17 protein-coding genes are annotated in these 21583 nt (G+C 64.9%); 11 read left to right on the forward strand and 6 right to left on the reverse strand.

Going from position 1 to position 21583, the window contains the following annotated elements; translation table 11 throughout:
- Positions 1–4: 4 nt before the first annotated feature.
- Positions 5–445 (reverse strand): hypothetical protein, encoded by a 441-nt coding sequence (locus SARO_RS00100; RefSeq protein WP_049759264.1) that lies wholly within the window; start codon positions 443–445, stop codon positions 5–7.
- A gap of 238 nt (positions 446–683) precedes the next feature.
- On the opposite strand from SARO_RS00100, the gene glpX reads away from it, so the two are divergent.
- Both glpX and SARO_RS00110 read left to right on the forward strand, forming a co-directional pair.
- Positions 684–1676: a class II fructose-bisphosphatase gene (gene glpX / locus SARO_RS00105; protein ID WP_011443684.1), complete on the forward strand. Its 993-nt coding sequence runs from the start codon at positions 684–686 to the stop codon at positions 1674–1676.
- A 297-nt stretch (positions 1677–1973) separates the two neighbouring features.
- Positions 1974–3425: a hypothetical protein gene (locus SARO_RS00110; protein ID WP_041549831.1), complete on the forward strand. Its 1452-nt coding sequence runs from the start codon at positions 1974–1976 to the stop codon at positions 3423–3425.
- A 98-nt stretch (positions 3426–3523) separates the two neighbouring features.
- On the opposite strand, the gene rpoC is transcribed toward SARO_RS00110, so the two are convergent.
- The 3 genes from rpoC to SARO_RS21560 form a co-directional block, all read right to left on the reverse strand.
- Positions 3524–7807, reverse strand: coding sequence for a DNA-directed RNA polymerase subunit beta' (rpoC, locus tag SARO_RS00115; RefSeq protein ID WP_011443686.1), 4284 nt, complete (start codon positions 7805–7807; stop codon positions 3524–3526).
- Between the two features lie 90 nt (positions 7808–7897).
- Complete coding sequence (gene rpoB / locus SARO_RS00120) at positions 7898–12076, reverse strand: DNA-directed RNA polymerase subunit beta (protein WP_011443687.1); 4179 nt, start codon at positions 12074–12076, stop codon at positions 7898–7900.
- A gap of 373 nt (positions 12077–12449) precedes the next feature.
- Positions 12450–12572, reverse strand: coding sequence for a hypothetical protein (locus tag SARO_RS21560; protein ID WP_256325462.1), 123 nt, complete (start codon positions 12570–12572; stop codon positions 12450–12452).
- Between the two features lie 49 nt (positions 12573–12621).
- Here SARO_RS21560 and SARO_RS20875 point away from each other — a divergent pair, with 49 nt between their 5' ends.
- From SARO_RS20875 to rplL, 6 genes are all read left to right on the forward strand, one after another.
- A complete protein-coding gene (locus tag SARO_RS20875) occupies positions 12622–13401 on the forward strand; it encodes a hypothetical protein (RefSeq protein ID WP_143004825.1) in 780 nt (259 codons plus the stop codon).
- Positions 13402–13623: 222 nt separating this feature from the next.
- Positions 13624–13776, forward strand: a complete 153-nt coding sequence (locus SARO_RS21275) for a hypothetical protein (RefSeq protein ID WP_011443689.1) — start codon at positions 13624–13626, stop codon at positions 13774–13776.
- 28 nt (positions 13777–13804) lie between these two features.
- Positions 13805–14335 (forward strand): DUF2975 domain-containing protein, encoded by a 531-nt coding sequence (locus tag SARO_RS00135; protein WP_011443690.1) that lies wholly within the window; start codon positions 13805–13807, stop codon positions 14333–14335.
- Positions 14335–14556, forward strand: a complete 222-nt coding sequence (locus tag SARO_RS00140) for a helix-turn-helix domain-containing protein (protein ID WP_011443691.1) — start codon at positions 14335–14337, stop codon at positions 14554–14556. Before SARO_RS00135 ends, SARO_RS00140 begins: the two co-directional genes overlap by 1 nt.
- A gap of 294 nt (positions 14557–14850) precedes the next feature.
- Positions 14851–15363 (forward strand): 50S ribosomal protein L10, encoded by a 513-nt coding sequence (gene rplJ, locus SARO_RS00145; protein ID WP_011443692.1) that lies wholly within the window; start codon positions 14851–14853, stop codon positions 15361–15363.
- A gap of 69 nt (positions 15364–15432) precedes the next feature.
- Complete coding sequence (gene rplL, locus SARO_RS00150; protein WP_011443693.1) at positions 15433–15804, forward strand: 50S ribosomal protein L7/L12; 372 nt, start codon at positions 15433–15435, stop codon at positions 15802–15804.
- Between the two features lie 85 nt (positions 15805–15889).
- On the opposite strand, the gene SARO_RS00155 is transcribed toward rplL, so the two are convergent.
- Both SARO_RS00155 and SARO_RS20435 read right to left on the reverse strand, forming a co-directional pair.
- The gene (locus SARO_RS00155) at positions 15890–17242 is read right to left on the reverse strand and encodes an ATP-binding protein (RefSeq protein ID WP_011443694.1); all 1353 of its coding nucleotides are present in this window, start codon (positions 17240–17242) and stop codon (positions 15890–15892) included.
- 87 nt (positions 17243–17329) lie between these two features.
- Positions 17330–17812: a c-type cytochrome gene (locus tag SARO_RS20435; RefSeq protein ID WP_011443695.1), complete on the reverse strand. Its 483-nt coding sequence runs from the start codon at positions 17810–17812 to the stop codon at positions 17330–17332.
- 135 nt (positions 17813–17947) lie between these two features.
- Here SARO_RS20435 and SARO_RS00165 point away from each other — a divergent pair, with 135 nt between their 5' ends.
- From SARO_RS00165 to groL, 3 genes are all read left to right on the forward strand, one after another.
- Complete coding sequence (locus SARO_RS00165) at positions 17948–19324, forward strand: MATE family efflux transporter (protein WP_041549837.1); 1377 nt, start codon at positions 17948–17950, stop codon at positions 19322–19324.
- Between the two features lie 150 nt (positions 19325–19474).
- Positions 19475–19762: a co-chaperone GroES gene (groES, locus tag SARO_RS00170; protein ID WP_011443697.1), complete on the forward strand. Its 288-nt coding sequence runs from the start codon at positions 19475–19477 to the stop codon at positions 19760–19762.
- Between the two features lie 49 nt (positions 19763–19811).
- Positions 19812–21455: a chaperonin GroEL gene (gene groL, locus SARO_RS00175; RefSeq protein ID WP_011443698.1), complete on the forward strand. Its 1644-nt coding sequence runs from the start codon at positions 19812–19814 to the stop codon at positions 21453–21455.
- Positions 21456–21583: the final 128 nt, after the last annotated feature.

Below are 21583 nucleotides of genomic sequence, written 5' to 3' on the forward strand. Positions count from 1 at the left end.
CTGCTCAGGGGGCCGGGATCTCGCCCTTGGCGATGCGATCGGCGTCCGATCCGGGCGGCGGAGGCGGCAAGGCCTTGATATCGAAGTAGTACATCGGCGGCGGTACACCGCCGATGCCGAGGCAACCGCGGCTGCAATCGCGCAGGCCCGATACGTTGGGTGCGCGCGGCAGGCCGTCGTTGGTCGATTTCGCACTGTCGGTCTCGTCGCGCAGCGGAATGCGCTCACGCTCGCTCGCTTCCTTGCCGCCGCACACGACGATGGTTCCATCCGACCTCTGCATCGGGCGGCAGCGCTCCGCCTGCGTTCCGGCGAGCAGGCGCTGCGACGTCGTCGCATCGGCTTCCTGCATGGCGGCACCGGGCACGACCGGTCCCTGGACTGCGCCTCCCGATGCCGCTTGCTGCCGCGCAGCCGCGGGAATCGCGCCAAAAAGAAGCGCCAAGCCCGCCAGAACCGCAACTGTCCGTCTCGACAAGACCCTTCCCTCGCGTCTAGTGCCTAGGTCACACCAATGTCACCTGTGCCATGCAAAGCCCTTTGCGCGACACGATGATATTCACGCATACGTTTGCACAGTTCGTGGCGTACGTCGATCCGGGTCCTGCCGGGCGGCACCTGCACTCCGGCTGAACGCACGCGGTGCATAGCAATTTGAGCGCACGACCAGATAGGGAGCCATCGTGACCGACAAGCCCACCAACCCCGCCGCATCCCACGTCCTCGACCGCGTCCTCGTGCTCGAGATGGTGCGCGTGACCGAGGCCGCCGCGATCGGCGCATCGCGCCTGATCGGCCGTGGCGACGAGAAGGCGGCCGATGCCGCCGCCGTCGAGGCCATGCGCGCCGCCTTCAACGAACTGTGGATGGATGGCACCGTCGTGATCGGCGAGGGCGAACGTGACGAAGCGCCGATGCTCTATATCGGCGAGAAGGTCGGCGCGGCCCCCGGCACCGGGCCGAAGATCGACATCGCACTCGATCCCCTGGAAGGTACGACGATCACCGCCAAGGCCGGCCCGAACGCGCTGGCCGTGCTCGCGGTGGCCGAAGAAGGCGGCCTGCTCAACGCGCCCGACGTCTACATGGACAAGCTGGCGGTCGGCCCGGGCTACCCCGAAGGCATCATCGACCTCGACAAGACGCCGAGCGAAAACGTGCGCGCCGTTGCCGCCGCCAAGGGCGTGCAGCCGGGCGACATCATCGTCTGCGTGCTCGATCGCCCCCGCCATTCGGATCTCATCGCGGAACTGCGCAGCCTCGGCTGCGGCATCTCGCTGATCCCCGATGGCGACGTTGCCGGCGTGATCGCGGTGACGAACGAGGAAACCGGCGTCGACATGTACATGGGGACCGGCGGCGCGCCCGAAGGCGTCCTTGCCGCTGCGGCGCTGCGTTGCGTTGGCGGCCAGTTCAAGGGCCGCCTGCTGTTCCGCAACGAGGACGAGAAGTCCCGCGCCCGCAAGTGGGGCATCGAGGACCTGAACAAGCAATACGACCTGATCGAACTGGCCAAGGGCGACTGCATCTTCGCCGCCACCGGCGTGACCGACGGTTCGCTTCTCGCCGGCGTGAAGGTCCACAAGAACGGCACGATGACCACCGAGAGCGTCGTCATGCGCGCCTCGTCGGGCACCGTGCGCTGGGTCAAGGGCGAACACCGCAAGGTCCGCTGAGAAAGGCCCTTCGCTCCACCGGAGCGAGCCCGAGACGGCTGGCCCTCCACCAGGGCCAGCCGAGGGCGCACCCTCTCCTGCAGTAACGGCCGCGCGAGTGCGTTTGCCGTTTTGAAGCAAACGGTTATGTTGCGCATTTGGGCAGTAACCGGGGGTCTCGTGCGTCGAATTTTATTAAGAACAGCCAGCGCCTTGGCGGCGCTTTGCCTCGCCATGCCAGTTCAGGCAAAATGGTACGAGGCATCAAGCAAGCACTTCGTGGTCTATTCCGACCGCGGGACTGAACAAGTCCGGATAATGGCCTCCAAGCTCGAGCGCTTTGACGCAGCGCTGCGTCAGCTTACCGGTCGGACTGACGAACCTATCGCCCCGTCGAACCGGGTCACCATTTTCATGGTGCAGTCGCCGATCGATGTCGCCCGCCTGTTCGGAAAGGGCGGAAACTACGTCGGTGGCTTTTACTCCTCGATCGCAGGCGCGTCATACGCGATCGTCCCGCCATTCATTGTGCAGGAGACCGGTGAGAACGGTTTCGCCGAGGGCGTATTGTTGCACGAGTACGCGCACCATTTCGTTTCGGAAAACCAGTCGATCCTCTACCCGATATGGCTGAACGAGGGATTCGCCGAGTTCGTCTCAACCGCACGCTTCGAGAAGAACGGTTCGATCGGCCTCGGGCTGCCAGGGCAGTGGCGCGGCTGGCAATTGACGCACCAGGTCTCCGTGCCCGCCGAAATGCTGGTCGACAGCCAGGCCTATTTCGCGCGGCGCGAGTTGGCGTTCGACCAGTTCTACCCCCGCGCGTGGCTGCTTTATCACATGCTGACGTTCGAGGCCTCGCGGGAAGGGCAACTCGCCGCATATGCAGGTGCGCTCAGCCGCGGGCTGAACGACCGGGATGCCGCCATCGCGGCATTCGGCGATTTGCGTCAGCTCGAACTAGATCTTCAATCGTACGGCCGGAAGGTCACGATGCCCTACTACCTCATAAAGGGGGAAACCTTGCGCCCCGCTCAGGTGAACGTACGGGAGCTGAGCAAGGAAGATGCCGAAGCGATGCCCTTCTGGATGCGCATTCGCCGAGGCTTGGAAGAAGGGAACGCCGAACCGCTGGCGGTTGAAGTTCGGGCAATGGCCGCGCGCAACCCCACGAGTGCCTTCGTGCAGACCATCCTCGGGATGGCGGAGTTCGAAGCCGATCATGTCGATGCTGCACTGGCCGCTGCCGACACGGCAATCGCAATCGACCCGATGGCGATCGAGGCTCACGTCCTCAAAGGGCGCGCGATGCTGGCCAAAGCGTCCCGGAACGGCGCGACGCCCGTCGAATGGAACGCTGTGCGCGCGGCATTTCTCAAGGCGAACGCGATCGACCCTGATCACCCGCAACCTCTGTTCCTGTACTACGCATCGTTCTTGAGTCAGGGGTTCAAGCCCACCGGTAACGCCTTGCAGGCTCTCTCCCGCGCGCTGGAGCTCGCGCCATACGACCGTGTAATCCGCGCGGAACTGGCGGAGAGTCAAGTTTCTCGCGCCCAATTCGAGGAGGCGAAGTCGACGATACGCATGCTCATGCGTGATCCGCATTCTCCACTGGGCGGCGCCCGCATCCGCGCGGTCATGGAAAAGCTCGACGAGCGCAACGCCGAAGGTGCTCGCAAACTTCTCGAGATGAGCAACGAGGAGTTCAAGGCAAAGCAGGAGAAGGGTGACCCAGACAGTGGCGCCGGTCGCGAGGCGGCTGCCTGACGCCCACGGCGGCCACCGCACTACTTCTCCCTCGCAAAAGAAAAAGGCCCTGCAGGAGCGATCCTGCAGGGCCTTTTCGTTTCAGCGTGCGAAGCGGATCAGGCTTCGTCACCCTCGATCAGGTAGTCGCCCGCGTCGGCATCGGTGCCGTGGGTCTCGCCCTCGACCGTCGCCAGCGGATCGTCGCCGATCGCTGCTTCGGGACCCTGGGCGAGTTCCGCCGCGTGCTCTTCAGCCGCCGTCGCCGGAGCGATCAGCGATTCCTGGAGCTTGCGGTAGGAGGCGCGCAGGGCAGCATCGCGGCTGGAGGCTGCGACGCGCATGCGGTTCATGCCCGCGCCGGTACCGGCGGGGATGAGACGGCCGACGATCACGTTCTCCTTGAGGCCGATCAGCGAGTCCTTCTTGCCTTCCACGGCCGCCTGCGTGAGCACGCGGGTGGTCTCCTGGAACGACGCCGCCGAGATGAACGAACGCGTCTGCAACGAGGCCTTGGTGATGCCGAGCAGCACTGGCTTGCCTTCGGCAGGCTGCTGGCCTTCCTCGAGCTTGCCGTTGGTTTCGAGCATCTCCTCGAGGTCGACCTGTTCGCCCGGCAGCAGGGTGGTGTCGCCACCGTTGGTGATCTCGACCTTCTGCAGCATCTGGCGAACGATCACCTCGATGTGCTTGTCGTTGATCTTCACGCCCTGCAAGCGGTAGACTTCCTGGATTTCCGCGACGAGGTACTCGGCCAGAGCCTCGACGCCCATGACTTCCAGGATGTCGTGCGGATCGGGCGAGCCCGAGATCAGGTTGTCGCCCTTCTTGACGTAGTCGCCTTCCTGCACGTCGATCACGCGGCTCTTCGGCACCAGGTACTCGACCGGTTCACCCTCTTCCGGGATGATCGCGATCTTGCGCTTGGCCTTGTAGTCACGCACGAACTCGATGCGGCCCGCAATCTTGGCGATGATCGAGTTGTCCTTCGGCTTGCGGGCCTCGAACAGCTCTGCAACGCGCGGCAGACCGCCGGTGATGTCGCGGGTCTTGGCGGCTTCGCGCGAGGCACGGGCAAGGATGTCGCCCGCTTCCACCTGCTGGCCGTCCTCGACCGACAGCGTCGTGCCCGGCGCCATCATGTAGCGTGCGGCCTCGCCCGAGTTCTCGTCGAGCAGGGTCAGGCGCGGACGGAGGTCTTCCTTCTTGCCACGACCCGCAGCGCGGTTCTCGGTCACCACGCGGCTCGACATGCCGGTGGCTTCGTCGGTCTGCTCGGTCAGGGTCTTGCCGTCGACAAGATCCTGGTAGCGGACGATACCGGGCTTTTCGGTGATCACCGGCGTGGTGAACGGGTCCCACTCGGCCAGGCGGTCGCCCTGCGAGATGATCGCACCGTTCTCGTGCAGCAGGTGCGTACCGTAGGGCACGCGGTGGATCGCGCGCTCACGACCCTCGGTATCGATCACGACGATCTCGCCGTTGCGGGCGAGCGACAGACGACGGCCGCGCTTGTCGGTGATCGTCGGGATGTCGCGGTACTGCACGGTACCGTCGCTGATAGCCTCGAGGTGCGACTGCTCGTTGACCTGCGCCGCGCCACCGATGTGGAAGGTACGCATGGTCAGCTGGGTGCCCGGTTCACCGATCGACTGCGCGGCGATGACGCCGACAGCTTCACCGATGTTAACCGGCGTACCGCGAGCGAGGTCGCGGCCATAGCACTTGCCGCAGACGCCCTGGGTCGCTTCGCAAACCAGCGGCGAGCGGATGCGCGCCGACTGCACGCCGGCAGCCTCGATCTTCGCGATCGCGGCTTCGTCGAGCAGTTCGCCCTTCTGCGCGATCACTTCGCCCGACTTCGCCTCGATCAGGTCTTCGGCAAGGGTACGGCCAAGGATGCGTTCGCCAAGCGAAGCGATGGTCGAGCCGCCCTGCACGATCGCGCGCATTTCCAGCGCACGTTCGGTGCCGCAGTCTTCCTCGATCACGACGCAGTCCTGCGACACGTCGACCAGACGGCGGGTCAGGTAACCCGAGTTCGCGGTCTTGAGCGCGGTGTCCGCGAGGCCCTTTCGGGCGCCGTGGGTCGAGTTGAAGTATTCAAGGACGGTCAGGCCTTCCTTGAAGTTCGAGATGATCGGGGTCTCGATGATCTCGCCCGAAGGCTTGGCCATGAGGCCACGCATGCCCGCGAGCTGCTTCATCTGCGCCGGGGAGCCACGAGCGCCCGAGTGCGACATCATGTAGATCGCGTTGATCGGCTTCTGGCGACCGGTCTCCGGATCGATGGGCGAGGACTTAAGCTCTTCCATCATGGCGTTCGCCACCTGGTCGCCGCAGCGGCTCCAGGCGTCGATCACCTTGTTGTACTTTTCCTGCTGGGTGATGAGACCGTCCTGGTACTGCTGCTCGTAGTCGGCAACGAGTTCCTTGGTCTCGGCAACCAGCGCGTCCTTGCTGTCCGGGATGATCATGTCATCCTTGCCGAACGAGATGCCGGCCTTGAAAGCGTGGCGGAAGCCCAGCGCCATGATGGCGTCGGCGAACAGCACGGTGTCCTTCTGGCCGGTGTGGCGATAGACCTGGTCGATGACGTCGCCGATTTCCTTCTTGGTGAGAAGGCGGTTGACGATCTCGAACGGCACCTTGTGGCTCTTGGGCAGGCATTCGCCGATGAGCATGCGGCCCGGCGTGGTCTCGAACCGCTTGAGGTACTGGTTGCCGTCCTCGTCGGTCTGGGGCACGCGGGCCACGATCTTCGAGTGCAGCGTGACGGCCTTGGCCTCCAGCGCCTGGTGCACTTCGGCCATGTCGGCCAGCATCATGCCTTCGCCCGGCTCGCCAGCGCGGTCCATCGACAGGTAATAGATGCCGAGAACCATGTCCTGCGAAGGCACGATGATCGGCTTGCCGTTGGCGGGCGAGAGGATGTTGTTGGTCGACATCATCAGCACGCGCGCTTCGAGCTGGGCTTCCAGCGAAAGCGGCACGTGGACGGCCATCTGGTCACCGTCGAAGTCGGCGTTGAAGGCCGAGCAGACGAGCGGGTGCAGCTGGATCGCCTTGCCTTCGATCAGGACCGGTTCGAAGGCCTGGATGCCGAGACGGTGCAGCGTGGGCGCACGGTTCAGCATGACCGGGTGCTCGCGGATCACCTCGTCAAGGATGTCCCAGACTTCCTTGCGCTCCTTCTCGACCCACTTCTTGGCCTGCTTGAGGGTCATCGACAGCCCCTTGGCATCGAGGCGGGCGTAGATGAACGGCTTGAACAGCTCGAGCGCCATCTTCTTGGGCAGGCCGCACTGGTGCAGCTTGAGTTCGGGACCGGTCACGATGACCGAACGGCCCGAATAGTCGACGCGCTTGCCGAGCAGGTTCTGGCGGAAGCGGCCCTGCTTGCCCTTGAGCATGTCGGACAGCGACTTGAGCGGACGCTTGTTGGCGCCGGTGATCACGCGGCCGCGACGGCCGTTGTCGAACAGCGCGTCAACCGCCTCCTGCAGCATGCGTTTTTCGTTGCGGACGATGATGTCCGGCGCGCGCAGCTCGATCAGGCGCTTGAGGCGGTTGTTGCGGTTGATGACGCGGCGATAGAGGTCGTTCAGGTCGGAGGTCGCGAAGCGGCCACCGTCGAGCGGCACCAGCGGGCGCAGTTCTGGCGGAATGACCGGCACGACGTCGAGGATCATCCATTCCGGGCGGTTGCCCGAATCGATGAACGATTCCACGACCTTGAGGCGCTTGATGATCTTCTTGGGCTTTAGCTCCGACTTGGTCGTCGCCAGCTCCTGGAGCAGGTCTTCCTTTTCCTGCACGAGGTCGAGGTTCATCAGCATGTGCTTGACGGCCTCGGCACCGATGCCGGCCGAGAAGGCGTCCTCGCCGTACTCGTCCTGCGCGTCGAGCAGTTCGTCCTCGGTCAGGAGCTGGTACTTTTCGAGCGGGGTCAGGCCCGGCTCGATGACCACGTAGCTTTCGAAGTAGAGAATGCGCTCAAGCTGCTTGAGCTGCATGTCGAGCAGCAGGCCGATGCGCGAAGGCAGCGACTTGAGGAACCAGATGTGGGCGACCGGCGCGGCCAGCTCGATGTGGCCCATGCGCTCGCGGCGCACCTTGGTGACGGTGACTTCGACGCCGCACTTTTCGCAGACGACGCCCTTGTACTTCATGCGCTTGTACTTGCCGCACAGGCACTCGTAGTCCTTCACGGGACCGAAGATGCGCGCGCAGAACAGGCCGTCGCGCTCGGGCTTGAACGTGCGGTAGTTGATCGTTTCCGGCTTCTTGATCTCGCCGAAGGACCAGCTGCGGATGCGCTCGGGGCTCGCCAGACCGATCTGGATCTGGTCGAAGGTCTCGGGCTTGGCGATCTGGTTGGTGAATTTGGTCAGGTCGTTCATTTAGTGCCGTTCCCTTGCCTCGTGGAGAGGCGTTGGACGTGAATTTCGGGGCGGGAAAGGGGGCGGCGGTCAGGCCGCCGCCCGTGATCCTTACTCCGCCGCCTCGGCGAGACCGTCGTCGTCATCCGTGTCGTCGAGCGACGACAGTTCGACGTTGAGGCCCAGCGAGCGCATTTCCTTGACGAGCACGTTGAAGCTCTCGGGAATGCCGGCCTCGAAGGTATCGTCGCCCTTGACGATCGCTTCGTAGACCTTGGTGCGGCCGACCACGTCGTCCGACTTCACCGTCAGCATTTCCTGCAGCGTGTAGGCCGCGCCGTAGGCCTGGAGCGCCCAGACCTCCATTTCGCCGAAGCGCTGGCCGCCGAACTGCGCCTTGCCGCCCAGCGGCTGCTGGGTGACGAGCGAGTAAGGCCCGATCGAACGTGCGTGGATCTTGTCGTCGACAAGGTGGTGCAGCTTCAGCACGTACTTCATGCCCACGGTGACCTTGCGGTCGAACGCGTCGCCGGTGCGGCCGTCGAACAGCGTCACCTGACCCGATTCATCGAGCCCGGCGAGACGCAGCATGTCGGTCACGTCCTTCTCGACCGCGCCGTCGAACACCGGCGAACCCATCGGCACGCCAAGGCGAACCGACTGGGCGAAGTCGATGATCTGCTCGTCGTTGCGGGCGTCGATCTCGGCTGCGTAGTTGTCGCCGTAGATCTCCTTGAGCAACTCACGCACAGCTTCCGGCGGCTGGCCGGCTTCGGGGTTCGGGTTGGCCTCACGCCATGCGTCGAGAGCCTCGCCGATGCGCTTGCCAAGGCCACGGGCGGCCCAGCCAAGGTGCGTTTCGAAGATCTGCCCGACGTTCATGCGCGACGGCACGCCCAGCGGGTTGAGCACGAAGTCGACCGGCGTGCCGTCCTCGAGGAACGGCATGTCTTCCTGCGGCAGGATGCGGCTGATGATGCCCTTGTTGCCGTGACGGCCGGCCATCTTGTCGCCCGGCTGCAGCTTGCGCTTCACCGCGACGAAGACCTTGACCATCTTGAGCACGCCCGGAGCGAGTTCATCGCCACGCTCGAGCTTTTCCTTGCGGTCCTCGAACTTCTCCTGGATCGCCTTGACGGCCGTGTCGTACTGCGCCTTGACCGCTTCCAGCTGCTGCTGGCGCGCGTCGTCGGCGACCGCGAACTTCCACCATTCGTGACGCTCGACATCGGCAAGGACCTGCTCGTCGATCTCGACACCCTTCTTGATGCCCTTGGGCGCAGCTGCGGCCACCTGGCCGAGCAGCATGTCCTTCAGGCGGTTGAAGGTCGCGCGGTTGAGAATGGCGCGCTCGTCCTCGCGGTCCTTGGCGAGGCGTTCGATTTCCTCATTCTGGATCGCGCGGGTACGGTCGTCGATCTCGATGCCGTGACGGTTGAACACGCGCACGTCGACGATCGTGCCGGCGACGCCCGGGGGCAGGCGAAGCGAGGTGTCGCGCACGTCGCTGGCCTTTTCGCCGAAGATCGCACGCAGCAGCTTCTCTTCCGGCGTCATCGGCGATTCACCCTTCGGGGTGATCTTGCCGACGAGAATGTCGCCAGGGTGAACTTCCGCGCCGATGTAGACGATGCCCGCTTCGTCGAGGTTGCGCAGGGCTTCCTCGCCGACGTTAGGGATGTCGCGGGTGATGTCCTCCGGCCCGAGCTTGGTGTCGCGGGCCATGACCTCGAACTCCTCGATGTGGATCGAGGTGAAGACGTCTTCCTTCACGATGCGTTCGCTGATCAGGATCGAGTCTTCGTAGTTGTAGCCGTTCCAGGGCATGAACGCGACGAGCACGTTGCGGCCCAGCGCCAGTTCGCCGAACTCGGTCGAGGGACCATCGGCGATGATGTCTCCCTTCTCGATCAGGTCGCCCACCTTCACCAGCGGACGCTGGTTGATGCAGGTCGACTGGTTCGAGCGCTCGAACTTCTGCAGGCGGTAGATGTCGACGCCCGACTGGCCGGGTTCGATATCGCCCGAGGCGCGGATCACGATACGGGTTGCGTCGACCTGGTCGACCACGCCCGAGCGCAGTGCCGAGATCGCAGCGCCCGAGTCGCGGGCCACGGTCTCTTCCATGCCGGTGCCGACGAAAGGCGCATCCGCCTTGATCAGCGGCACGGCCTGGCGCTGCATGTTCGAGCCCATGAGCGCGCGGTTGGCGTCGTCGTTTTCCAGGAACGGAATGAGCGAGGCCGCGACCGAGACGAGCTGCTTGGGCGAAACGTCCATCAGCGTGACCGTGTCGCGCGGAGCCATCACGAATTCACCGTTCTGACGGGCCGAGACGAGCTCTTCGACGAACGAGCCGTCGGCGGTCAGTTCGGCCGAAGCCTGGGCAACGGTGTGCTTCTGCTCTTCCATCGCCGACAGGTAGATGACGTCCTTGGTCACCTTGCCGTCCACGACCTTGCGGTACGGGGTTTCGATGAAGCCGTACTTGTTGACGCGCGCGAAAGTCGACAGCGAGTTGATCAGGCCGATGTTCGGGCCTTCCGGCGTTTCGATCGGGCAGATACGGCCGTAGTGCGTCGGGTGGACGTCGCGGACTTCGAAGCCAGCGCGCTCGCGGGTCAGACCACCCGGCCCGAGCGCCGAAACGCGGCGCTTGTGGGTGACTTCGGACAGCGGGTTGGTCTGGTCCATGAACTGCGAGAGCTGCGACGAACCGAAGAACTCGCGCACCGCGGCCACGGCAGGCTTGGCGTTGATCAGGTCGTTCGGCATGACGGTCGACACGTCGACCGACGACATGCGCTCCTTGACCGCGCGTTCCATGCGCAGCAGGCCGACGCGATACTGGTTCTCGAGCAGTTCGCCCACCGAACGCACGCGGCGGTTGCCGAGGTTGTCGATGTCGTCGACTTCGCCCTTGCCGTCCTTGAGGTTCACCAGCTCCTTGACCACCGCGAGGATGTCGTCGGTGCGCAGGGTGGTGACCGTGTCCGGGCAATCCAGGCCGAGACGCATGTTCAGCTTCACGCGGCCCACGGCCGAGAGGTCGTAGCGATCCCCGTCGAAGAACAGGCCGTCGAACAGCGCTTCGGCGGTTTCGCGCGTCGGCGGTTCGCCGGGGCGCATGACGCGGTAGATGTCGGCCAGCGCGTGATCACGATCCGGAGCCTTGTCGGCCTTGAGCGTGTTGCGGATCCACGGCCCGGTCGAGATGTGGTCGATGTCGAGCAGGTCGAGATTGTCGATGCCCGCCTTGTCGAGCAGGTCGAGGTTCTCGGGGCTGACTTCATCGCCGGCTTCGATCCAGATGCGGCCGGTCGACTCGTCGATGAGGTCGCGCGCGGCATAGCGGCCGAAGATTTCCTCGGTCGGGATGAGCAGCGCCTCGAGCCCGTCCTTCGCGGCCTTGTTGGCTGCACGCGGGCTGATCTTCTGGCCGGCCGGGAAGATCACTTCGCCCGACTTGGCGTCGACGATGTCGAACGCCGGCTTCGATCCGCGCCACTGTTCAAGCACGAAGGGCACCTTCCAGCCGCCCTCGGCGCGAGCCCAGGTCACGGTGTCGTAGAAATGGTGCAGGATGTCCTCGTCGCCCAGGCCCAGCGCGTGGAGCAGCGCGGTGACGGGCAGCTTGCGCTTGCGGTCGATGCGGACGTTGACGATGTCCTTGGCGTCGAACTCGAAGTCGAGCCACGAACCACGATAAGGGATCACGCGGGCGGCGAAGAGGTACTTGCCCGACGAGTGGGTCTTGCCGCGGTCATGATCGAACAGCACGCCCGGCGAACGGTGCATCTGCGAGACGATCACGCGCTCGGTGCCGTTGATGAAGAACGTCCCGTTCTCGGTCATGAGCGGGATGTCGCCCATGTAGACGTCCTGCTCCTTGATATCGATGAGCGACTTCGTCTCGGTCTCGGCGTCCACTTCGAAGGTCGCGAGCTTGAGCGTTACCTTCATCGGCGCGGCGTAAGTGATGCCGCGCTGGCGGCATTCGTTCACGTCGTACTTGGGCGATTCAAGGACGTAGCCGTCCTTTTCCTTGATATCGAGGCTGGCGGTCCCGGCGAAGTCCTGGATCGGGAAGACCGAGCGCAGGGTCTTCTCCAGGCCCGAGACGTAGCCCGTGGCGGGATCGGAGCGAAGGAACTGCTCGTACGATTCGCGCTGGACCTCGATCAGATTCGGCATCTGCACGACTTCGTGAATGTCACCGAAGATCTTGCGGATGCGCTTCTTCACGCCGGGGCGGCCAGTCGTCCTGCTAGACGTCGCCTTGGTAGCCATAAAGGTTACGAGCCTCTTCAACAAACGGCCGGAAAACCGGCGAAAATTCTGCCACGCGCAGCATGTGGCGCCACCAAACGGCAAAAGGCCGCACGGCACACGAACTTCCTTCACGGAAGTCATGGCCCGCAGCCTCTGGCGTCAGATGGAATGTCCTTTCGCTTCCTTCCCGGGCCACCCCCTGCGCATGGGACGACCTTGCTCGAAGCGAGGACAGGAACCGGCATATAGGGGCCCGCGCCCGCGAAGTCAAAGGGCACACCGCGGCCCGACGAAACCCATGCGACCGACAATTACGGTCAAGGCAAAGTTGCAGGATGAATAGCTTAACGGCCGTTCAGAAACGACCCGGGAAGTCACAGATCAAATCGCTTCACCGCCAATCCGCGTTCGGCTCATCGCCAACGGGGAACCTTGTCAGCGGTTCGTCGCGTTTTAGCTTCATGACAAAGCTCAACGCCATATCGCCCCGCAACACCATGGCGATTTCAGCCATGCTGATGCTTTCTCCCGGTCTCGCCCATGCACAGGACGCGACGGCGCCAATGACTGATGCCCCCGTGCTCTCGGCTCCGGCCACAACTACTACGGCACCAACTACCACGGCACCGACGATCGTCATTCCCACGCCGGCCCAGGAACCAACCATCGCGCCGGAAGCCGGCACCACGGCTGCTACAACGCCCGCCACTGCCGAACCGCCAGTCCGTGCCGCCCCGCAGCCCCGGATTCGCGCGTCCACACGCCCGTCTCCATCGGCAAGCACCGCGACGACCGCTTCGGCGGTCCCACTTGTGGCACCGGTTGCGGCAGTCGCGCCGCCTGCCCCCGCGCCCGCAGCCGACGCGCCTCCTGTGGCGACCGTGGACGATTTGGCGGTCGCGAATAGTGATGCAACGCCGGAATGGGCCCTTCCCGTAGGCGCTGCGGCAACGCTCCTTGTTCTGGGCGGCATCGGCCTGGCCATGACCCGCCGCCGCCGCGCCTACGAGGCGGACGTCGATTTCGTCCCGCCCGCGACAAGCCGCCCGCCCGCCCGGCCGCTTGCCGAAACGCGCGCCGCCCTTCCGGCACCACGCATGGTGCCGACCGCGCCCGCCCATGCCATGACGCCCATCGCGCCGATGGCGAGCACGAGCGAGCGCGAGGCCCTTGTCGAGCGTATCGTCGCTTCGCCGCCCGACGCCGCCAATCCCTTTACCTCGCGCAAGGCGCGGCGCCGCCGCGCGCGCATCATGGTCCAGTCCATGACCGTACGCAGCGACGCCCCGGCGCGGAGCGCAGAACGCCCGGTCATCCGGCAGCCGGAATACGCGCGGGTCTGAAACGGCCGGCCGCGAAGTACCCCACCTTCACCCGTCGCCACGTCGTGGTGAGGGGGAGCGACCCCGTCCATCCCTCCCGGACGGGGTCGCTCTTTTTGCACGGCTAAAAGTCTGCATGCTCGCGCAACAATAAGAGGCATATCGTTTTTCAATATTATTGATTGACGATAAAACGAATCGCGTTTATTGATTTTCGATATCGACCATATCGGAGAACGATCAATGCCCCGCCCCGCTCCCCATGCCGCCGCCGCGATCCTGTCGCTGCTGCTGGCCGCCACGCTGTGGTTGCCGTCGGTGGGCACGCGCCAGGCAACACTCGGCCTCGCCGATGGCCCGGTCACCGCGACCTACCAGCTTCCGCTCGCGGCCTGACCGCCGCCCGCACCAGGAGGGAAATCCCATGTCCACGCTTCGAACCGATCCGCTGCTGGGATTGGCCAAGGCCCTGCTCACCTTCACGATGGTCATGCTCGTCATCGGCATGGTCGGCATTGGCATAGGTTTTGCCGCGATCGTCGCGATGCATGATCTCGTTGTGGCCAAGCTCGTCGCCAATGGCGGCGCCGGGTCGAGCTACTGGCTCATCCTTGTACTGCTTCCGTTACTCGCCGGGCTGCTGATGGCGAGCTACCGCTTTGCGGAAAAGCTGCGCGCCATCGTCAGGACGGTAGAGGAAGGCGACCCCTTCACGCCCGTAAATGCAGAGCGCCTGCGCGCCATGGCCTGGCTTTCGGTCGCGATCCAGATCGTCTCTCTGCCCGTCGGAATCCTCGGTTCGATGATCGAGGAGGCGACCGACAAGGCCGCCAACGTGAACGTCGAGGCAGGCATCTCGACCAACGGCCTGCTGCTCGCCCTCGTGCTCTTCATCCTCGCCCGCGTGTTCCGTACCGGCGCACAGATGCGCGAAGACCTGGAAGGGACCGTGTGATGCCGATCAATGTCAAACTCGACGACCTGCTCCACGCCCGCCGCATGACCCTGACCGAACTGGCAGAACGCATCGACCTGACGCTCGCCAACGTCTCGATCCTCAAGACCGGCAAGGCCAAGGCGATCCGCTTCTCCACGCTCGAGGCGATCTGCCGGGAACTGGATTGCCAGCCGGGCGACATCCTCGGCTACGAAGCCGAAAGCGGCGAAACCGCGTAAAGCTTGACTCAAAGCCTCGAATCCGCCAGAGGCCCGCACCGACCGGTGGGCCTCTTCGGGGTTCGCCGATCATCCGTCCGAGACAGTTGGCGTGCGGGATTTGCCCGCACTTAATGTCCAACCTAGACGGGGAAAAGAGTTTCAGGCCCCTCGCTCCTCCAGGATCGTGGCTCCTTTCGCGCTTCGCGCGCATCTCCTTCCCTTGTCACGGACTCGCCGGTGGCCTTCGGGCCATCGACACACGTAGCCGACCGTGCGGGGCGACCCGCCCGGTCATTTGTGAAGGAGTTAGGCATGGATCGTTCGCAGAAAGCCGAATCGGTCGCCTTCCTGAACGGCGTCTTCGCAGAGGCAGGCGCGGTGGTCATCACCCGCAACCTCGGCATGACGGTGGCCCAGTCCACCGCCCTGCGCACGAAGATCCGCGAAGCGGGCGCGACCTACAAGGTTGCGAAGAACAGTCTTGCCAAGCTTGCCGTCGCGGGCACCGATTACGAAGGTCTGGTGGACTTGTTCACCGGCCCGACCGCAATCGCGGCGTCCGCCGATCCGGTTGCTGCCGCCAAGGCAGTGGTCGAGTTCGCCAAGACCACCGACAAGATCGAAATCGTCGGTGGTGCAATGGGTTCGCAGGTTCTCAACGAAGCCGGGGTCAGGGCGCTCGCCTCCATGCCCAGCCTCGACGAACTGCGCGGCACGCTCATCGGCCTCATCCAGGCTCCGGCCACGAAGATCGCCCAGCTCACGACTGCCCCGGCAGCGAAGCTGGCCCGCGTCTTCGGCGCCTACGCCAAGGAAGCCGCATAAGATTGTTCGAAATCCGCCCGGCGACGCCATCAGGGCTCACGGGCACCACAAGATCAGGAGTGAAATACCATGGCCGATATCGCCAAGCTCGTTGAAGAACTTTCGAAGCTGACCGTCCTCGAAGCCGCTGACCTCGCCAAGGCTCTCGAAGAAGCTTGGGGCGTGAGCGCCGCTGCTGCCGTGGCTGTTGCCGCTGCTCCGGCCGCTGCTGCCGAAGCTGCTGAAGAGAAGACCGAATTCGACGTCATCCTGACCGGCGACGGCGGCAAGAAGATCCAGGTCATCAAGGAAGTCCGCGCGATCACCAACCTGGGCCTGACCGAAGCCAAGGCGCTGGTCGAAGGCGCTCCGAAGGCGATCAAGGAAGGCGTGTCGAAGGCTGAAGCCGAAGACATCAAGAAGAAGATCGAAGAAGCCGGCGGCACCGTCGAGGTCAAGTAAGCTTCTTCGGCTTGTTCAAGCCGAGAAACAGGAAAGGGCGGTCCTCCGGGGCCGCCCTTTTCGTTTGGGTCACGGCTGCGCGTCCTCAGTCGCCATCGGATGGCGCGACCGGAACCTTGACGCGAACCAGCAGGCCGCCGCCGTCCGCACTGCCGAAGCCGATCTCGCCGCCGAAACGCTGCAACAGCCGGTGCGCGGTCGGGATGCCCAGCCCGAACCCCGCGGTGTCGCGGGCCCGCGCTTCATCGATCCGGTAGAAGGGCGCGAGGATCCGTTCGAACTGGTCCTCGGGGATGCCCGGGCCATTGTCGGCAATGGTCACCGTCCAATGTCCTTCGGCGTCAGGCGCAACCGTGACCCGCGCCTTGCCGCCGTGCTGCACGGCATTTTCGACCAGAGGCCGCAAGGCGAGCAGCAATGGCTCCCGCCAGGTTCGCACCACCGCATGCGGCGCGACGATCAGTTCCGTCCGGCCCGGAAACGCCCCTTGCAGAAGATCCGCTATCGCAACGCCGAGGTCCATCGCTTCCGGGTCGGCGGCAAGGTGCTGCGCGCGCAGGTATTGCTGCAACGACATCAGCATGGCTTCCATTTCCGCAGTGCTGTCGTGGATCAGGCCCGCGATCTCGGCGTCGTCGACAAGGTCGGCCGCGATCATCACGCGCGACAGCGGCGTGCGCAAGTCGTGGCTTATCGCCTCGAACGAGCGCGCCTGGTCCTCCAGCATCGCGGCGATGCGCCCCTGCATGGCATTCATCGATCGAGCCAGGCTGCGCAGGTCGTCGGGTCCGCGCTCTTCCACCGGAACGAACTGCCCCCTGCCGATCTCGTCGGCGGCGTCGGTAAGGTCCCGCAACGGCCGGGTCATGATGCGCAGCGACCACAGCGCCAGCCCAAGTCCGAGGACCGCTGTCACCAGCGTCAGCACAGTCGCCCGCAGCGCGATGGGCCATCCGGTGCCGATGTCGCGCGACCGGAAATTCAGCCACCGGCCATCCTCCAGCTTCATCGCCCCCACCAGGTCGCGCGACCCCTGCGGCGACGTCTCCATGCCGAGATGGAGGACCCGCTTGGCAAGCCCGGGCTCCCAGCGAAGGATGTGGCGGCGGATTTCCCCGACGGCCTTTTCGACGTCGCGGTGGGGAACAAGCGGAGTATCGGCAACGACTGCCTCGAGGTGCCCGGTGCTCATGATGGCCCCGAGCATCTCGGGCGCTAGATCGTGGACCCGGTCGCTTACCACCAGCAGTTCCGCCACGCGCCGGGCGTGATCTTCCCGCAGCGTTTCCCGGTCTATCGCGTTGTAGAACAGGAGGCTCGCAAGCGCCTGTACGGCCGCAAGCAGCAGCAGCAGGGTGGCGGCCCGCACCGCCAATCGCGAAAGATTGGGACCGTGACGCGCCTTCGCGCGCCCGGCCAATTCGTGCGTCCTCTCCATGCCGGAACGCTGTCACCCCCGCCCGCGCGGGTCAACCTGCAGCGGGCGGCGGGACACGCTTTGAAACGCGAATTGCGAAAGCAGAGCCTACTTCAGCGACTTGATGTAGGCGATCAGTTCCTGGCGCTTGGCCGCGTCGGGCTGGCCGGCATAAGTCATGCGCGTACCCGGCACCGTCTTCATCGGGCTCGCGAGGAACCTGTCGAGCGTCGCATCGTCCCAGGTCAGACCCGACGCCTTCATGGCGGGGCTGAACGAATAGCCTGCGACGTCCCCTGCCTTTGTTCCGTAGATGCCGAACAGGCTCGGCCCGATCACGTGCTTGCCCTTCTCGACGGAATGGCACGACTTGCAGATCGCGAACGAGGATGGCGCGGCATCGGCCGCAGCGGCCGAGACCGGCGTGGCCTCGGTGGCGGCAGGGGCTTGGCTGGTCGTGCCGGTGGCCGTGCCGGTGGCCGTGGCTGTCTCTCCGGACGCGTCGCCCTCATTCCCGCTCTTCGAACCGCCGCAGGCAGCAAGCGACAGTGCGAGCGCCGCCGCGATCGAGGTGTTGAAAATAGGGTGCATGTCTGTCGCCTTTCGTTCTTTCCGCCAGCAGCGCAGCGGCCCCTGGATCGATCAACGCCGGACGGAACCAAAATTTCCGTGCCCGGAGGACTCTTCTTTCCTTGGGGTCGCACTCGCCCTATGGCCCCGCTCCCCATGTTTGAAAAGCCGCCCGTACACTGGACCGAAGAACTGCGCGCGATGCTCCGTCTCGCCGCGCCGATGGTCGGGGCGAACCTGCTGCAGATGGCGGTCTTTGCGGTGGACGTGGTGTTCGTGGCGCGGCTCGGGCCGGTGGCGCTTGCCGCCTCCTCGCTGTCGGTGTCGCTCTTCGGCCTTCTCGTCTGGAGCCTCTCGGGCCTTGTCGGCGCGGCATCGCCACTGATCGCGGCCGAACTCGGTCGGCGCCGGCACGCCGTTCGCGAAGTGCGCAGAACCGTGCGCATGGCGGCCTGGGCGGGAACCCTGGCTGGCCTGTTCGCCATGGGCGTCTGCCTGCTCGGCGGTCCGCTGATGCGCGTCACCGGCCAGCAGCCCGAAGTCATCGCGCTTGCCGTCCCGTTTCTCAACGTCCTGATGTGGGCGGCGATTCCTTCCACGATCTCGGCGCTGCTGCGCACCTTCGTGGCGACGCTCGGCCGTCCGACGATCGGCACGGTCATCACCGGCATGGCAGTGGCCATCAACGCCTTCGGCAACTGGGTCTTCGTCTTCGGCAACCTCGGCGCGCCGGAAATGGGGCTCACCGGCTCTGCCTTGTCGAGCATAGTCACGACCTGCGCGATGGTCCTGGCCTATATCGTGGTGATCCGCTCCGACCGCCGCCTGCGTCGCTACAGGCTGGCCGGCCGGTGGTGGAAGCCGGAGTGGAAGCGTTTCGCCGACGTGCTGCGCGTGGGCCTGCCGATCACCGGCACGATCCTTGCCGAGGCGGGGATGTTCAACGGCGCCGCCTTCCTGATGGGACGCATCGGCGAGGTCGAGCTTGCCGCCCATACGATCGCCCTCCAGTTCGCCGCAATCGCCTTCCAGGTGCCGTTCGGTGTCGCCCAGGCTGCGACCATCCGCGTGGGCCTGGCCTTCGGTGCTGGCGAGCGGGCCGCCATCGCCCGGGCAGGCCGGGTCGCCGTCGTGCTCGGCATGGGCTTCATGGTGGTGACCGCCAGCATCATGCTCTTCGCCCCGCGCGCGATCCTGCATCTCTACGTCGATCCCGACGCGCCCGAAAACCGCGCAATGGCCGTCCTCGCGGTGCAGTACATGGCGGTTGCCGCAGCGTTCCAGTTGTTCGACGGCGCGCAGGCCGTGGGCGCTGCCCTGCTGCGGGGCCTGCAGGACACGCGTATTCCCATGGCCTTCGCCCTGTTCGGCTACTGGCTGCCCGGGCTGGGGACGGCCGTCGGCCTCGGGCTCTTCTCTCCGCTCGGCGGGCTGGGCGTATGGATCGGCCTCATGGTCGGCCTCGTCGTCGTGGCCAGCCTCATGCTATGGCGTTGGCGGAACCGTGCGCGACTGGGCCTCCTCCCGGCCTGAACGCCAGTCGCGAAATTCGTTCATCCCGGCGAAAAGAATCTTCACGGTGCCCATTGACGGCCCATGACGAGGCACCCATATCCGCGCCGCTGGCACTCTCGGGTTGAGAGTGCCAAGACCCATTCAGTAACTTGGAAGAGGGAGCAATCCATGACTTTCCGTCCGCTGCACGATCGCGTGCTCGTACGCCGCGTCGAAGCCGAGGAAAAGACCGCCGGCGGCATCATCATCCCCGACAGCGCCAAGGAAAAGCCTGCCGAGGGCATCGTCGTCGCCGTTGGTTCGGGCGCCCGCGCCGAGAACGGCACGATCACCCCGCTCGACGTGAAGGCCAATGATCGCGTGCTGTTCGGCAAGTGGTCCGGCACCGAAGTCAAGGTCGACGGTGAAGACCTGCTCATCATGAAGGAATCGGACATCCTCGGCGTGATCGGCTGATCGACGCTGCTGTCCTGAAATCCACTCAAGAAATTCGAAGGAACAAGACATGGCTGCCAAGGACGTAAAGTTCGGCCGCGACGCTCGTGAACGCATTCTGCGCGGCGTCGACATCCTCGCTGATGCCGTGAAGGTCACGCTGGGCCCCAAGGGCCGCAACGTCGTGATCGACAAGAGCTTCGGCGCCCCCCGCATCACCAAGGACGGTGTTTCGGTCGCCAAGGAAATCGAGCTCAAGGACAAGTTCGAGAACATGGGCGCCCAGATGCTGCGCGAAGTGGCCTCGAAGGCCAACGACGCGGCCGGTGACGGCACCACCACCGCGACCGTTCTTGCACAGGCGATCGTTCGCGAAGGCATGACCGCGGTTGCCGCCGGCATGAACCCGATGGACCTCAAGCGCGGCATCGACATCGCCGTCGGCAAGGTCGTCGAGAACCTCAAGGCCCGTTCGACCCCGGTCGCCGGTTCGTCGGAAATCGCCCAGGTCGGCATCATCTCGGCCAACGGCGACACCGAAGTCGGCCAGAAGATCGCCGAGGCGATGGAGAAGGTCGGCAAGGAAGGCGTGATCACCGTTGAAGAGGCCAAGGGCCTCGAATTCGAACTCGATGTCGTCGAAGGCATGCAGTTCGACCGCGGCTACCTCTCGCCCTACTTCATCACCAACCCGGAAAAGATGACGGTCGAACTCGAGAACCCGTACATCCTGATCCACGAGAAGAAGCTGTCGTCGCTCCAGGCGATGCTGCCGATCCTCGAAGCCGTGGTGCAGTCGGGCCGTCCGCTCCTCATCATCGCCGAGGACATCGAAGGCGAAGCGCTGGCCACCCTCGTGGTCAACAAGCTGCGCGGTGGCCTCAAGATTGCCGCCGTCAAGGCTCCGGGCTTCGGTGACCGCCGCAAGGCCATGCTGGGCGACATCGCCACGCTGACCGCCGGCGAAATGATCTCCGAAGACCTCGGCATCAAGCTGGAGAGCGTCACGCTCGCCATGCTCGGCCAGGCCAAGAAGGTCACCATCGACAAGGACAACACCACGATCGTCGACGGCGCCGGTTCGGCCGAAGAGATCAAGGCCCGCGTCGAGCAGATCCGTGCGCAGATCGAAGTCACCACTTCGGACTACGACCGCGAGAAGCTGCAGGAACGCCTTGCCAAGCTTGCTGGCGGCGTTGCCGTGATCAAGGTCGGCGGCGCGACCGAAGTCGAGGTCAAGGAGCGCAAGGACCGCGTCGACGACGCTCTCCACGCCACCCGCGCCGCAGTCGAGGAAGGTATCGTCCCGGGCGGCGGTACGGCTCTGCTCTATGCCACCAAGGCTCTCGAAGGCCTCAAGGGCGCCAACGACGACCAGACCAAGGGCATCGACATCGTGCGCCGCGCGATCCAGGCCCCGATCCGTCAGATCGCCGCGAACGCGGGTCATGACGGTGCGGTCGTCTCGGGCAACCTGCTGCGCGAGAACGACGAGAACCAGGGCTTCAACGCCGCGACCGACACCTACGAGAACCTGAAGGCCGCCGGCGTCATCGACCCGACCAAGGTCGTGCGCACCGCGCTTCAGGACGCTGCCTCGGTCTCGGGCCTGCTGATCACCACGGAAGCGGCGATCAGCGAGAAGCCGGACGACAAGCCCGCGATGCCGCCGATGGGCGGTGGAATGGGCGGCATGGGCGGCATGGACTTCTAAGTCCACGCAGCTACCGCTTGAGAAACGAGGCCGGAAGGATCAGTCCTTCCGGCCTCTTTCCTTATCCGGACGCGCCGGTTCCCGCCGGGAACCAACTGCGACAAGCCGCGTTGGCCGTGCGATGAAAC

This window comes from Novosphingobium aromaticivorans DSM 12444 (genome assembly GCF_000013325.1).
GTDB lineage: Bacteria > Pseudomonadota > Alphaproteobacteria > Sphingomonadales > Sphingomonadaceae > Novosphingobium > Novosphingobium aromaticivorans.